10 protein-coding genes and 2 pseudogenes are annotated in these 12545 nt (G+C 43.9%); 6 read left to right on the top strand and 6 right to left on the bottom strand.

What is annotated here, in order from left to right:
- Positions 1-11: 11 nt before the first annotated feature.
- The 3 genes from DX060_RS03260 to DX060_RS03250 are packed head-to-tail and all read right to left on the bottom strand — an operon-like array spanning position 12 to position 2259.
- Positions 12-1577, bottom strand: a complete 1566-nt coding sequence (locus DX060_RS03260; protein WP_115011134.1) for a 6-hydroxymethylpterin diphosphokinase MptE-like protein — start codon at positions 1575-1577, stop codon at positions 12-14.
- Positions 1578-1588: 11 nt separating this feature from the next.
- Positions 1589-1996, bottom strand: a complete 408-nt coding sequence (locus DX060_RS03255; protein ID WP_115011133.1) for a hypothetical protein — start codon at positions 1994-1996, stop codon at positions 1589-1591.
- 44 nt (positions 1997-2040) lie between these two features.
- A complete protein-coding gene (locus DX060_RS03250) occupies positions 2041-2259 on the bottom strand; it encodes a hypothetical protein (protein WP_147278756.1) in 219 nt (72 codons plus the stop codon).
- A 166-nt stretch (positions 2260-2425) separates the two neighbouring features.
- Between DX060_RS03250 and DX060_RS03245 the strand changes: the two genes are divergently transcribed.
- The 5 genes and pseudogenes from DX060_RS03245 to DX060_RS03225 all read left to right on the top strand — a co-directional run bounded on the left by DX060_RS03245 (position 2426) and on the right by DX060_RS03225 (position 8384).
- The gene (locus tag DX060_RS03245) at positions 2426-3430 is read left to right on the top strand and encodes a glycosyltransferase family 4 protein (protein WP_115011131.1); all 1005 of its coding nucleotides are present in this window, start codon (positions 2426-2428) and stop codon (positions 3428-3430) included.
- Positions 3431-3556: 126 nt separating this feature from the next.
- On the top strand, positions 3557-4345 hold the full coding sequence (gene flgG, locus DX060_RS03240) for a flagellar basal-body rod protein FlgG (RefSeq protein ID WP_023929369.1): 789 nt from the start codon (positions 3557-3559) through the stop codon (positions 4343-4345).
- Between the two features lie 102 nt (positions 4346-4447).
- Positions 4448-5114, top strand: a pseudogene (locus tag DX060_RS03235) (outer membrane protein assembly factor BamD).
- 21 nt (positions 5115-5135) lie between these two features.
- Positions 5136-7605: pseudogene (gene lon, locus DX060_RS03230) on the top strand (endopeptidase La).
- Between the two features lie 68 nt (positions 7606-7673).
- Positions 7674-8384, top strand: a complete 711-nt coding sequence (locus DX060_RS03225; RefSeq protein WP_115011130.1) for a Bax inhibitor-1/YccA family protein — start codon at positions 7674-7676, stop codon at positions 8382-8384.
- 81 nt (positions 8385-8465) lie between these two features.
- Here DX060_RS03225 and DX060_RS03220 read toward each other — a convergent pair whose 3' ends face one another.
- Both DX060_RS03220 and DX060_RS03215 read right to left on the bottom strand, forming a co-directional pair.
- On the bottom strand, positions 8466-9272 hold the full coding sequence (locus tag DX060_RS03220) for a DUF815 domain-containing protein (protein ID WP_115011129.1): 807 nt from the start codon (positions 9270-9272) through the stop codon (positions 8466-8468).
- Complete coding sequence (locus DX060_RS03215) at positions 9269-11206, bottom strand: M99 family carboxypeptidase catalytic domain-containing protein (RefSeq protein WP_115011128.1); 1938 nt, start codon at positions 11204-11206, stop codon at positions 9269-9271. The genes DX060_RS03220 and DX060_RS03215 overlap by 4 nt, the downstream gene beginning before the upstream one ends.
- A gap of 126 nt (positions 11207-11332) precedes the next feature.
- On the opposite strand from DX060_RS03215, the gene DX060_RS03210 reads away from it, so the two are divergent.
- Positions 11333-11875, top strand: a complete 543-nt coding sequence (locus DX060_RS03210) for a flagellar FLiS export co-chaperone (protein ID WP_115011127.1) — start codon at positions 11333-11335, stop codon at positions 11873-11875.
- A 15-nt stretch (positions 11876-11890) separates the two neighbouring features.
- Here DX060_RS03210 and DX060_RS03205 read toward each other — a convergent pair whose 3' ends face one another.
- Complete coding sequence (locus tag DX060_RS03205) at positions 11891-12490, bottom strand: hypothetical protein (RefSeq protein WP_258552176.1); 600 nt, start codon at positions 12488-12490, stop codon at positions 11891-11893.
- Positions 12491-12545: the final 55 nt, after the last annotated feature.

Here is a 12545-nt window from a genome sequence, read left to right as displayed (position 1 = left end):
CGCCCCTATATCTAATAACGCGAGATAAGCATTTTATAGCGCAAGAGCATTTTATCTAGTGCGCTTGCGATAAGCGCACGCGCATCGCTGAAAAATGCTTGGATATTATTGCTTGGGAGATGCAAGGCAGCAAGCATTAGATTCTGGCAGATATGGGCGATCGTGCCTTCAAAGAGAATGCCTACATACGGGCTGCTCGCGCTCTTTTTCGCACAGAGATTAAAGACCTGATCCACCCAGACAAAAAGCTCTTGCTTACTCACAAGATCGCAAGCAAGCATAGAAGAAAGCTGCTGCTTGAAGTCTTGTATCTCTTGGAGATAAAAATCACTGCGGCAATCGCTAAAGACGGCGTGCAAATCGCTAGTAAAGTAGCTTTTGAGTAGCTTAATATATTTGGATTTTTTGTTTTTCTTCAAGGCAAATTCGCTTGAGTGCGTGGGGCGAGCACCCTCTATATATGCCCCCATACCGAGATTTAAGATGGTCTTTGGCTTGTAGGTTTTAATGGCTTGAGAGAGCATTTGGGCGGAGAGCAAAAAGATAGAATCACTATATACAGCATAATTTTCCGGCATAGATTCTAGCATCGCTTGATTTTCGTGGTCAAAATTTGGGCGCACGGGGATAGTGCCTTTGGGGAGATTCTCTAGGCTAAAGGCTTCTTCTTTGCCATAGGCAGAGTCTTTCGCGTGCTTGCCAAAGCCTAAAATATAGCCACAATCAAGCCCACACATCAGCACCTCACTCCCAAGCTGGCACGCAAGGGCAAAGCCTGCATTCCCCACAAATGGTGCGCAAAACTCCATTACATAAGGGCTTTTAAACATATAGCCACTCGCACTGCCCCCACGCATAAAGACATACCGCTCATTTGCTAGCCCTAGCGCGCTAGGATTTATCATATTGCCACAGAGCAAGGGCGTTTTGCCAAGGACTGGGCGCAAGTAGTCTGCTAGATAGTCTATGCGCTCTATTTCTATGTGGAAATCTGGCTCAATCCCTGCGTGCTTTAGCGGGGCGAGTGCTGTCCCGCAGCTAAAGATGATCATATTTGCTTGATTTACTTTGATAAACTCTAAGCTAGAATCCAAGCTCGCGCCATTACCCACCACACAAATGGGCATATCAATGCGCTTTGGATTCTGGAGAAAATAGTTGTGCTTATGCTTGCTTGGGAGATTTTCTAGAGTATTTTGTATGCCTATCATCTCATCTTCAAAGCTCCCCCACCCACGCGCATTGCTCAAATGCTCTTCATTGACAATTTGCATAGCAGAATCCATTTTAGGACTCTCATAGAGATTAAGCTCTAGGCGCAAGAAGTTATTAGTGATTTTCTGGCGTGCGAAAAAATTGCGGATAAAAAAGCGATTCACCAAATCTTTGACAAACAAATAGCACGCCCCATCGCTCACGCTCTCAAAAAGCCTAGGATAATCCACAAAATAGCAGCTAATGCGAAACATATCGAGATTTTCTTCAAAGATTAGCAATGAGTGGAAAAACACTCCCTTTTCACGCAAAAACTCTACAAACATTCCCCCAAGTAGCCCAAAAATCGTAGTGCTAGGCAAGAAATCCTTGCTTAAAAATACTCTTTCACGCCATTGTGCGTAAAAAGCAGGTCAATGAAGCCATTGCACACTTCAGCAGTGATAGGGAGCTTTTGCGTATCCATTTTGTCAAGATAAGCACCATTTGAGTGGATATGCCATTTATCATTTTTCAAAGGCGATAGACTTAGGGCTTCATTGATTGCTACCATTTGTGAGATGCCATCTTCCACAGGGTAGATAAGCTCATTGCTGGCAAGATTTAGGATATTTATGCCTTGTGTGTTGATGATGAGATTATAGTCAGTGGGGTCATTTTTCAGCGCGTCAAAAAGCTCTGGGGAAGTTTTGTGAAAATACTCCATATTACGCACAAATCGCGTAGAAATCTCTTGCTCTAGGGCTTTTGTATCATCTGCTTTTAGGAGAGAAAGTAGCATAGAGAGCCTTATTAAGTGGGTGTTATAGCGGGAATTGTAGCATATTATTTGTGTGGATTATTTTGCACAAGCAAGCGATAAGCAAGAATATAAGCGATGATAAATACTAGGCAAGTAAGCATAAGCGCGGAAGTGTTGGCATAAAAAAATGTCGCTAGGATAATAAAGGGTGCATTGGCACAGATGAGTATAAAAGAGGTTAAAGGATTGTTGCCTAGCTTTTTGAAAAGGAGCATATGGAAGTGTTTGGAGTCTGGCTGCATAGGGGATTTCCCAGCGAGTTTTTTTCTTAGTATTGAAAATAAGACTTTTCATAACTAAATTTACTAGAATCCGCGTTTGGATTCTATGCCTTTAAGGGAGCATATAGTAAGGCTTTGCTAGAATCCAGCCTTTGTGTTGTGATTATATTACTCAAGGCTCTAGGATATGTGGATTTTGCTGTATTTGCTTGTGTTTTTTCTCTCTTTTTTAGTGTTACAAGGGGTGATACTCATTAGCAAGAAATATCAGCTTTTTGTGGATTCTAGTAGCTCTTCTAAACCACAGAGATTCCACTATCGCCCTACTTCTCGTGCTGGTGGTCTTGGCGTGCTAGTAGGCGTGCTAGTAGGGTTTGCTTCATTTGGGCTACTTTCTAGTGCGTGGGTGTATTTTATCGTGGCGTGTTTGGTGATATTTGCTAGCGGATTTGTGGAGGATATGGGGGTATCTCTTAGCCCCAAGCTTCGCTTGCTTATCCAATGCTTTGGCGCAAGCGTGGCGTGTGTAGCTATGGAAAATGCGTGGCTTAGGGACTTGGGACTTGGGTTTGAGTTTGTTTATGTGCTAGGCGTGGCGTTTGGGGTGTTTGCAGTTGTTGGCGTGTGTAATGCGATGAATATCATCGATGGCTTTAATGGCTTAAGTGGCGGCGTGGCGGCGTGTGTGTGTGTGTCGATTATCATCATAGCAAAGCAGGTAGATATGCTTCCCATTGCCATTGGGTGCGCGATTTTGCTAAGTGCGATTCTGGGATTTTTGGTGCTAAATTTTCCCAAGGGCAAGGTATTTTTAGGCGATGGTGGCGCATACCTCATAGGATTTTTTTTAGCCGTGATGCTTGTGCTACTCACACAAGAGCCATCTTCTATCGTTAGCCCTTGGTATGGGTTTTGTGTGATGATTTATCCAGTTTGGGAAGTCTTATTTTCAATACTAAGGCGCAAAGTGATTGATAAAAAAGAAGCAATGCAGCCTGATTCTGCGCATTTTCATACACTCCTTTTCAAAAAGCTAGGCAACAATCCTTTAACCTCTTTTATACTCATCTGTGCCAATGCGCCCTTTATTATCCTAGCGACATTTTTTTATGCCAACACTTCTGCGCTTATGCTTACTTGCCTAGTATTTATCATTGCTTATATTCTTGCTTATCGCTTGCTTGTGCGCTAGGCTAAAGCCCCAAATCACTGCCGATACTCCTGCCACAAAACATAGAGCAAATTTAGGCGACAAATTTAGGAACTTTTTTTGCTTTAGCCTTTGGGTGTTTAAACTTCGCGCCCAAAGGATTGCATAATGATGCGCTCACTCTATACCGCCACCACAGGTATGCTAGGACAGCAGTTACAGATTGATACCACCTCAAACAACATCGCCAATGTCAATACCACCGGCTATAAGAAGCAAAGAGCCGAGTTTAATGACCTCTTTTACCAAACGCTCCAATACGCCGGCACCGCCACAAGCGAGACGACACTCTCCCCCACGGGTATAGAAGTGGGGCTTGGCGTGCGTCCGGGTGCTGTGCAAAAAATGTTTTCTCAAGGTAGCCCCAAAGAGACAGAAAACAACCTTGATGTAGCCATTGAGGGCAAGGGCTTTTTCCAAATCCAGCTGCCCGATGGCACGATCGCCTATACAAGAGATGGGGGGTTTAAGCTTGATGATAATGGCAATATCGTAACCGCGCAGGGCTATCTTCTCCAGCCCCAAATCACTATCCCCCAAGATGCCACGCAAATCAATATCGGCACAGATGGCACAGTGAGTGTCGTGCAGGCAAATAATGGTGTAAGCAATGTGATAGGGCAAATCGAAGTGGCAAATTTCATAAACCCAGCAGGGCTGCACTCTTTGGGGGATAATTTGTTTCTAAACACCAATGCTTCCGGCGATGCGATTGTAGGCGTGGCTAGCACAGAGGGCTTTGGCGCACTTAGGCAGGGCTTTTTAGAGCTAAGTAATGTCAAGCTTGTAGAGGAGATGACAGATCTCATCACCGGACAAAGAGCCTATGAGGCAAACTCCAAAACAATCCAAACAGCCGATGCAATGCTCCAAACGGTTAATTCTCTCAAACGCTAGAATCTTGCTTAAGCAAATCTAGCCAAGCAGCTATTTAAGCGCGAGGCGGTGGTTATTGAATCTAGTGTATAATGCGCACACTCTCACTCTCTAAGGTAATGTATGCGATTTGATAAAAGGCTTTTTCGTTTTTGTGTATTGCAGTGTAGTGCGCTTGCCATTTGTGTTGTCTTTAGTGCTTGTGATAAAAAAGACAAAAATGAGTTTAATAAACCAGCGATATATTGGTATCAAAACATCATCAAAGAAATAAAATTTGGGAATCTAGAAGGCGCGGATAATTTCTATGCGTCATTGCAAAGTGAGCATATCAACTCCCCCTTGCTACCAGAAGCTATGCTGATTTTAGGGCAGGCTCACATAAGAAAAGAGGAGTATTTGCTCGCAGAATTTTATTTTGATGAGTATTTGAAGCGTTTTGGCACGGCAAAAAATGCTGATTATATCACCTACTTAAAACTCCAAAGTCGCTACTATGGGATTAAGAACTCTAGTAAAGATCAGGAGTTTTCTCTGACTCTCTCTCTGCCTTTGATGATTTTTTAGATAAATATCCTACAAGTCGGTATGTGCCTTTCGTGCAGACAATGCAAGTGCGCTTTGTGCTAGGGCAAAATGAGCTTAATAGGGGGATTGTCAATGTCTATAAAAAGCAAAAAAGCCCGAAGCAGTGCAAAAATACCTTGATAGAATCGATGATGACCTAGAATCTAACGCCAAGCCCAAGCCATCTTACATACCTGAATATGTGCGTATGTTTAATTGGTAATTATCTCTTTAAGGAGCAAGAATGCAAAATCCGCAACATTTCCCCCCTACTCTTCCTGTCCCCCCTACTCTTCCTGTGATTGTAGAGGAGGATTTTACCTACCCCTTTGCGATTGCCCCTATTTTCACACAAGGGCAGAAAAATATCGCAGCAGCAAATGTCGCACTAGAGCGCAATGACCTTGTGCTAGTGTGCTGCCAAAAGGCAGAATCCAGCCCAGAATCCAATAGTGATGAAAAAGTGGATTCTAGTGCAATGCCATTTATGATGTGGGTGTGGTGTGCAAGATTTTACGCAAAGTGTCCTTGCCTGATGGGCGCGTGAAGATCCTCTTGCAAGGGATGGCTATCACTAAAGTGATCGCTCTAGAGCCACAAACTAGCGAAGAAGACGATAGCGTGATTGAAGCTATTGTTGAGATTATCGAGTATCAAGACTACAACCAAGTGCGCGTTGAAGCGATGATGAAATTTCTCCTAGAAAATGTCCAAAACTACGCCAATATCAGCCACTTCCCCCCAGAAATGCTAAAAACGCTTGAAGAGACCAATGACCCAAATCGCGTCATCGATCTTGTCGCATCGACCTTGCGCCTAAAACCAGCAGAAGCGTATAAACTCTTTGCAAGCGATAATATCGAAGAGCGAATGATGATGTTGATCGATTTTGTAACGCAAGAAATCCAAGCCCAAAACTCCAAAAAGAAATCAAATCGCGCGTGCATGATAAGCTTGAGCAAACCAATCGCGAATATTTCTTAAAAGAGCAAATGCGCCAGATCCAAAAGGAGCTAGGAGTCGATAAGCAGCGCGATGAAGAGCTTGATGAATTTGCCAAAAAGCTAGAATCCATAAAGCAATTTCTCAATGAAGATGCCTACAAAGAGATAAAAAAGCAAATCAACCGCCTATCTAAAATGCACCAAGATAGTGCTGATGCGAATTTGCTACAAAACTATGTCGAGTGGGTGCTAGAAATCCCCTTTGGTAGCTATGCTAAAGGCGAGCTATCTATCAAAAATGTCGCTAAACAACTTGATCTAGATCACTACTCTTTAACCAAGCCCAAAGAGCGCATTATCGAGTATTTTGCGGTGCGTGAATTGCTCGCCAAAAATGCCAAAGCAAATGCCAAAAAGACAAAAAACCGCGACACAGAGAGTCAAAAGTCCAAAGGCACAATTTTGTGCTTTTATGGACCTCCGGGCGTGGGGAAAACAAGCCTTGCAAACTCTATCGCCAAAGCCATATCCCGCCCGCTTGTGCGTATCGCGCTAGGTGGGCTAGAAGATGTCAATGAGCTGCGCGGACATAGGCGCACTTATATCGGGGCTATGCCCGGGCGCATTGTGCAAGGACTCATTGAAGCAAAAGAAATGAATCCCGTAGTCGTGCTTGATGAGATCGATAAAATCGCGCGTGGTGTGAGAGGCGATCCTACAAGCGTGCTACTAGAGATTTTAGACCCAGAGCAAAATGTCGAATTCCGCGATTATTACACAAATTTCAGCATTGATTTATCGCAAGTGATTTTTATCGCCACAGCAAATGACATCGCCCAAATCCCAGCCCCCTTGCGCGATAGAATGGAATTTATCTCTATCTCTAGCTACACACCGCAAGAAAAAGAGCAAATCGCGCATAAATACCTAATCCCTCAAGAGCTGAAAAAGCACGGGCTTACCGACAAGCAAATCCAATTTAGCAAAGAGAGCGTGCGTGTGCTGATCGAGCGATACACGCGCGAAGCAGGCGTGCGAAACTTGCGCCGGCAAATCTCTGCAATTTTGCGAAAAGTCGCTACTAAAGTGCTGCAAGATGAAGATTTCACGCCCATTAAGCTCACGCCAAAGCAGATCCCAGACTTCTTAGATAAAGTTGTCTTTGAGATCGAGCAGTCAAACAAAAAAGCGCGTATAGGGATCATCAATGGGCTTGCTTGGACAAGCGTAGGCGGCGATGTCCTAAAAATCGAAGCCATAAAGCTAAAAGGCACAGGCGAGCTTAGACTTACAGGAAGTCTAGGTGATGTGATGAAAGAATCCGCGCAAATCGCGCACTCTGTGGTAAAGGTGCTGCTTGAGAGTGGTGAGCTAGAATCTAAAATAAAATCTAAAGATAAAGCAAAAGGTCCTATGTATAATCAATACAATATCCATCTCCACTTGCCAGAGGGAGCTACGCCCAAAGATGGTCCAAGTGCAGGGATCGCTATGGCGTGTGTGATTGCATCAATCCTCTGTGAGAAGCCTATAAGCGGTGAGATCGCTATGACAGGTGAGCTAACACTCACAGGCGATGTCTTGCAAATTGGCGGACTCAAAGAAAAGCTTATCGCCGCACACAAAGCTGGGATCAAACGCGCCCTAATCCCGGCAAAAAACTATGAACGAGATCTAAAAGAAATCCCAAAGGAAGTGCTTGATCATCTCACAATAATCCCTGTGCAAACCATACACGATGTGTTTGCGGAAGTCTTTAAGCGCGGCTAGTAACGCGTGCGTGATTATTTAGATAAATACTATATAATCCTAGTCCATTTCATCAAAAGGAGATACTAATGGGACTTTATGATAGAAACTATACAAACAATGCAAGTGATACAAGCAATGTAAATATCTCTGCTGAAAAAGCAGCAGCACAAGATAATGCGCTTGTGAAGTTTGTAAGGATAACTTACATTTTCTTTGGGGCGAGCTTGTTTTTCGCTTTTGTTGGCGCGGTAATTGGCTTTTACAATCTTCAGTTTGTGTTTGAAAATCGTATGATACTTTTCATCATTGAGATTGCAGCACTCTTTGGGCTTATGTTTTCTCGCTCAAAACCCGGACTTAATATCGCAATGCTCTTTATCTTTACCACACTTACAGGCTTGGTGGCTACTCCGCTTGTGGCTATGGTAGCGGCAAAAGCGGGAGCCGGGGCTGTGGTGATGGCATTTGCAATGACGACAATTGTCTTTGGCGCGATGAGTATCTTTGGTATTAGGACACGCAAAGATTTAGCAAGTATGGGGACAATGCTTTTTGTCGCGTTGATTGTCGTATTTATCGGCTCACTTGTGAATCTATTTCTTGGAAGCTCTATGTTCCAAGTAATAATTTCAAGTGCGGTGGTGATTCTCTTTAGCGTGTATGTGGCGTATGATACGCAAAATATTATCCGTGGGCTTTACTCTAGCCCTGTCGATGCGGCGATTAGCCTGTATCTTGACTTCTACAATATCTTTATGAGCCTGCTCTCTCTCATCGGTTTATCTAACAGAGATTAAGGGGAGTATGGAGGGGGGCTTGCTTGTGTATTCTTGTATTTCCTGCTTTTTGCTTTTCTCTTGCTTTTTTGGATTCTAGTTTTATAGGCTTTTGTTGCGCCACGCTATGGCAAACTCTTCAGCTATACGCGCATTTCTGCCACCGATTTTAGCAGCAAAATTAAGCGCGCTCTGTCGCACAGGGCTTGCTTCTAACAAAATCGTTTCATCATCTAAAAGCCGTGCGATATGTGCTAGATATTCTTGTGTGCCAATATCATAGAATCCAATCTGCAAGCCAAATCGCTCGCTTAAAGCCAGCTCTTCTTGGACTAGCTCATTGCTTGGGGGAAGGCTACTGCCTGCACGCAAGGAAGTGGATTCTAGTAGCCTGCGGAGATTAGAGGTAGCATAGAGCAAGATATTGCTAGCCCTTGCTTCAAGCGAGCCTTGCAAAGTGCTTTTTAGGCTTTTGTAGCTTGGATCGCCTTGATTGAATGCTATATCATCGCAAAAGACAATAAAGCGATATGGCAAATCACGCAGGCTATCAAACACCAAAGGCAGCAAGCAAATATCCTTGCTATCAAGCTCTAGCACACGCAAAGGCGAGCTAGAATCTAGCAAATAGGGTAGCAAGGTCGCCTTGATTAAAGAGCTTTTGCCACAGCCCCTAGCCCCAAACAACAGCGCGTGCAACGCCTGCTTCCCAGCTAAAAACGCCGAGGTATTTTCTTGCAGCACCCTAGCTTGACTCTCAATACCAACAAGACTAGGCATCTCTCCAAAATCCATAATTGCACGCAAGCAAAATTCCCCTGCAAAGGTGCGGATTATGTAGGCTCTATATGTGTGCCACTCCGCATTTTCTAGCACTTTAAATGGTGATTTTGTGGATTCTAGTATCATTGCGCATTGTTATTGGCAAAATCAAGCAATATCATACCGCCAAAGTATTCTTTATAGGCTCTTTGGGCTTTGGGCTTTGGCACACTAGGAGCTTGTGGCTTACTAGATTCTAATGGCTCAAGCAAGCTTGCAAGGATATAGCCATTGATCTCGCGCTTTAATCCATTAGCACTATAAACATAATGGATGTGCGCCCATTGCTCTGTATTGGCATTTTGCGTAGAATCTAGCCCTGTTGTGGTAGATCGCACCTCCATCACTCTCCCGCGCGGTGCTTTTGCCACGATATTGGCATTGATACTTGGCTCTTGGCGGATATGTGCTAGATTGACACGCACTTGCGCGATCTTGGAGCTATCATTTGGCTTTGTAAGGTTTGCAAGGATATAGCCTACAACCTCACGCCCTTGTGTGCCATTTGTATAAATATAGCGCACCTTGAGCCACTTGCCCTGTGTGGATTCTATGCTATCAAGCACCTCTAGCTCCCTCCCCCATCGCACCATACCAGCGACACTAGAATCCACTTTTGCTTGCGTGCGGATATTGGCTAGATTGACATTTACACGCACGCGCGGAAGTGCAGCAGCAGAGTCTAGATCCACTTTATGATCTTTGCTAGAATCCACTTTTTCTTGCGTATTGCTAGGCTCTAGCTTCTCTTGGATATAGATTTCTGCGCGATAGAGCTTGCCGGCTGTATCAAGGCTCGCATTTTGGTTGAGAGAAGCCTTTGTGATGTGGCTAGGATCCTTCCCTACAAGCCCCACCACGCGCAAATGCATCGTGTGCTTATCATCAAGTGTTATTGTGCTAGGTAGGCTTATCTCACGCGCTATTTGCACGCGCTCGCCCACAGAGATTTTTCGTGCTTGCTTGTCGATTGTGGATTCTAGGGGCTTGATTGATCCTTGATAAAGCTCCACGCGTTTGGGGAGGATTTTGGTCATCACATTATTGCCATATTTCAGCACTAGTGCATTATCCCTAGGCAAAAGCCCTAGAATCTTGTTGTTTGAAATAATGGTGATTTCACTAGCTTTTTTGCCTTTGGGGATAGGGAAGCTAGCAAGCACAGGACGCAAGCCAAAAAGTGGCATTTCAGGGAGATTTTCAAGGGCAAAGGTCTGGGAGCGATCTTTGATGGCTTTTTGCACATTTTGTGGGCTTAGCGTGAAATCCCGCTCAAACTCTATGCCCATTTGTGTCAAAAGCGCGTCAATAGCTAGCAAATGATAATACACGCGCTGGGCGACATTAAGCTCCTTGCTCGCTTCATTGGCATAGCCGGGCTTGCCTTGATTGATCGCATAAAAGGTCAGGGCTTTTTGCATTTCTTTGTCTTTTTCAGCGGTTTGGGTGTTGTGCAAATGATAGCGGTGGATTGGGGCTAGTAAATGTGCGTTGATATGCGCGATCATTGCGTTTGCGATAGATTCTAGCTCGCCAAATTTCACGCCTTCTAAGGTAACTTGATCGATCACCGTGCAGTTTCCCCAGCGATTTGGATTAGCAAGTGTGCTTTCAAAGCTTGGGCGATAATACCCACTCCCATCGTGTAAATGCAGCACAGCTTGGACTTGGTCTTCTTTGATGACGCTTTTGATATGCTCTATCAGTGGCTTTTCAGGATCGTTTGGGTTGATGAGTGCAAACTTGCGATTCATATCATCATAGATTCCACGATGATTTAGTAGCATAGAATGTGGATTTAGCACAGGGACTACCCAGACGCTGCCATTTTTGATCGTGTAGTGATTGAGAAAAATATTTGTCGCATTAAAGCCGCCGGGCTCATCGCCTTGTATCCCTCCAATGATCAATAATGTAGGGGATTTTGATACCTCTTTTTTGACAATCTCAAAATCAATAGGGCGCAATGTCTTTGCACAAAGCACCGCCGTAAAACAAACCCAAAGCCAAACAAACCGCATCGCTATCCTTGATAAAAAAATAGCTGTGATTATAACAAAATCTTACAAAGCCAAGCCCCATATACGCCACAACACTTTAGGGAACAAAAAATGCTTCACCTATCCTAAACCACTTAGGAGTGTGCTATGCAGCAAAAAGACATATTAGAAACCTTTAAAAAGTATGTAGGAGAGTTTGGACTAACTCAAAAAATGCAAATCCCCTTGTGCAAAACGCAGAGGATCCAAAACTTTGGCGAGAGTATAAAAAGTGCCAATGAGCTAACAGGTGCATTGCAAGTGCTTAAAAATACCTACAAAAAAATGCTAGATTCTGCCAATGGGCTAGGCAATGATGAGGTGCAAGATCACCTAATCATCTATCAAATCAACGAGCAAGTAGCGCAGTGTAAATTTATGGGTAATGAGCTGTTTGACTCTATGCTTAGTGCCAAAGTCGGCACACAGAGTATAGAGTTTGAAAATCCATCGCCTATGCCACTGCTAGAGCGCGGAGATTTTGCTGGGTTTATCGGCTATATCCAGGATAAATCTAGCGAGATCACACAGACACTAAGCACATTGTCGCAGGCAATTTGTGATGAGAGTTTATTTGGCAAAGCCAAGCACACAGACACGGGCGTGGATTTTGAGCGATTTGATCCCTCGGTCTTTTTATCCAAACAATAAGCGATTATCTGTGGGCTAGAGGCTCACATAAATCGCACAAACACACACAATAACCCCACCTCCCAAAATAGCAAAGCTCACGACTCTATCGCGCTTGCAAAAGGAAGTGACAATCAAGCCAGATAGATAAAATAGTAAAAGCGATATGCCAAAGCCTATCGCCAATATATCAAATGCAGAAAATTTAAACGACCCTAGCTCAAACTTGCTTCCGCTAGATTTATGCATAAGCAGCAAAACCCCATACCAGCTTCTCTCCACCACCCTAAAGGTAGGCTTCCCATCTTTGCCCCTACTGATTGTCGCGCTATATGCTACATTGCCAATGCTAGGATTACCCTTGATAAGCTTCACTTCCGTATTTGGTGGGATTTTTAGATGATGTTTGGCTAAAAGCTCAAGTAGCAAGTTTTGCTCTTCGCCTTTTTTGGGCATAGATTCTAGCTCTAGCTCAAAGACTTTCGCGCCAAAATCCTGCCGCAGATCAAAAATATATCCAACACCTGTTATCGCATAAATCAGTGCAAATGGCAAAAAAAATAAGCTTAAATATGTGTGGATTTTCATCCAAGTCTTTTTGCTAATCATCTTGGTAGGCTTTGTTGCGCTAGTCATTTGGCGACTCCTTTTTGCGTGATTATAGAGAGTCTAGATAAAGGCATTGTGAAAT

Origin of the sequence: Helicobacter canis, from assembly GCF_900451095.1 — a bacterium.
In the GTDB taxonomy this organism is placed as follows: domain Bacteria; phylum Campylobacterota; class Campylobacteria; order Campylobacterales; family Helicobacteraceae; genus Helicobacter_B; species Helicobacter_B zhangjianzhongii.
This window is presented reverse-complemented; position numbering and strand designations above follow the sequence as displayed.

Coding starts and splice junctions, on each gene's coding strand:
- flgG (WP_023929369.1), top strand. CDS start 3,557: ATGATGCGCTCACTCTATACCGCCACCACAGGTATGCTAGGACAGCAG.
- DX060_RS03225 (WP_115011130.1), top strand. CDS start 7,674: ATGGGACTTTATGATAGAAACTATACAAACAATGCAAGTGATACAAGC.
- DX060_RS03205 (WP_258552176.1), bottom strand. CDS start 12,490: ATGACTAGCGCAACAAAGCCTACCAAGATGATTAGCAAAAAGACTTGG.
- DX060_RS03255 (WP_115011133.1), bottom strand. CDS start 1,996: ATGCTACTTTCTCTCCTAAAAGCAGATGATACAAAAGCCCTAGAGCAA.
- DX060_RS03215 (WP_115011128.1), bottom strand. CDS start 11,206: ATGCGGTTTGTTTGGCTTTGGGTTTGTTTTACGGCGGTGCTTTGTGCA.
- DX060_RS03220 (WP_115011129.1), bottom strand. CDS start 9,272: ATGATACTAGAATCCACAAAATCACCATTTAAAGTGCTAGAAAATGCG.
- DX060_RS03250 (WP_147278756.1), bottom strand. CDS start 2,259: ATGCAGCCAGACTCCAAACACTTCCATATGCTCCTTTTCAAAAAGCTA.
- DX060_RS03210 (WP_115011127.1), top strand. CDS start 11,333: ATGCAGCAAAAAGACATATTAGAAACCTTTAAAAAGTATGTAGGAGAG.
- DX060_RS03245 (WP_115011131.1), top strand. CDS start 2,426: ATGTGGATTTTGCTGTATTTGCTTGTGTTTTTTCTCTCTTTTTTAGTG.